This window comes from Colidextribacter sp. OB.20, assembly GCF_009911595.1.
In the GTDB taxonomy this organism is placed as follows: Bacteria; Bacillota; Clostridia; order Oscillospirales; family Oscillospiraceae; genus Lawsonibacter.
This window is the reverse complement of sequence record NZ_QWKG01000150.1, coordinates 1-1,026: the sequence shown is the minus strand read 5'-3', so window position 1 is coordinate 1,026 and position 1,026 is coordinate 1. Positions and strand designations below refer to the sequence as shown.

Genomic DNA, 1,026 nt, shown 5'->3' with positions numbered 1-1,026 from the left:
AACCGTATCGCTGACAGCGCCAACTTCAACGGCATCAAGCTGCTGGACGGCTCTCTGGAGAGCGGCGCCAAGGAGATTAGCGTCAAGGGCGTGGACAGCACTCAGGTGAACGCAGTGCAGAGCGTCGTTACAAACGATACTGCTCTTACAACCACCGGTGCTGATGCTGAAGAAGGCGACACCTACACCTTCACCGTCAGCTTGGACAATGGCAAGTCCTATACCGCCACCGTCAAGGTGGAGAAGTATGTGGATGGCGACGGCAACGTCTCCGACACCCAGGTCCGCCTGGTGAATGCCAACGGCGAGGTCCTGACTAAGAAGATTGCCGCTACTGCAGTGGACGCTGGAGCAGTGACTGATGCACTCATTAAGGACCTGAAGAAGAGTGACCTGGCAGACCAGTTCCAGATTGAGAAGAGCGGCACTGATAAGATTCAGTTTACTAATCTCCAGGCCGGCGATAAGACCGTGCCTCAGATCAATGCCTTTGAGAGCACTGTGAAGGCTTCAACTGCCACTACAGCGACAATTACGGCGGATAAGCCCGACATTACTACTGCTGGCGTGGACGCCGGTCGCGAAGTCAAGGCCTCTGATATCACCGAGTATGACGGCAAGAACTACGACGATGCCGTGTTCACCATCAACGGCAAGAAGTTTGTCCTGATGACCGGCAATATGGAGGCCACTGGCGACGCTTTCATGAATGCCGTTGCCGCTCTGGGTCCCGATGTCACTGTTCTGGTTGGTGACAAAACAACTGGCACCAATGGTCTCGATCCTAATGACGAGAACTTTGAGCAGAACATCGCCAAGATTAAAGAGGTCACCGGCCTGAACGTAGAGGCGAACGCCGCTGGCGACGGCATCAAGCTGTCCCTGGACCCCAAGGCCAAGGGCGGCCTGTCCCTCCAGATCGGCGACACCAGCGACAGCTTCAACCAGCTGAACGTCTCCGTGGGCGACATGCACACCAAGGCTCTGGGCATCGACAAGATCGACATCGGCACCCAGGCCGGCGCG

General features: G+C 56.4%; 1 pseudogene. It reads left to right on the top strand.

Features of this window, described 5'->3' with window-relative positions:
* A pseudogene (locus D1641_RS18930) lies at positions 1–1,026 on the top strand (hypothetical protein); the annotation flags it as partial.